Source organism: Gilvimarinus sp. 1_MG-2023 (assembly GCF_030548285.1).
In genome coordinates this window covers 1-292 of the sequence record NZ_JAUOSC010000775.1, presented here as the reverse complement: position 1 = coordinate 292, position 292 = coordinate 1, and the positions used below count along the sequence as shown (strand labels likewise).

Annotated in this window: 1 protein-coding gene; it reads left to right on the top strand. The window is 50.7% G+C overall.

The window, feature by feature from the left end; translation table 11 throughout:
* Positions 1 to 292: ABC transporter transmembrane domain-containing protein (locus Q4563_RS19000; protein WP_303605620.1), on the top strand; the 292-nt coding region annotated here is incomplete at both ends.

The following is a 292-nucleotide window of genomic DNA, read 5'->3' as shown; positions in this document are numbered from 1 at the left end:
CTCGACAGCCTGCTGAACTATGAAACAGTCAAATACTTTAATGCCGAGTCGCGGGAAGCACAGCACTACGACGAGTCGCTGGCCGAGTGGGAGCAGGCGCGGCAGAAAAACCGTTACACCTTGTTTGGCCTGAATGCCGGGCAGGCGCTGATTATCAGTACCGCGATGATGTCGATGCTGATGTTTGCGGCCTGGTATGTGGTGCAAGGCACCATGACGATTGGTGATTTCACCCTGATCAATGCTTTTATGTTCCAGTTGTTTTTACCGTTGAATTTTCTTGGCTTTGTCT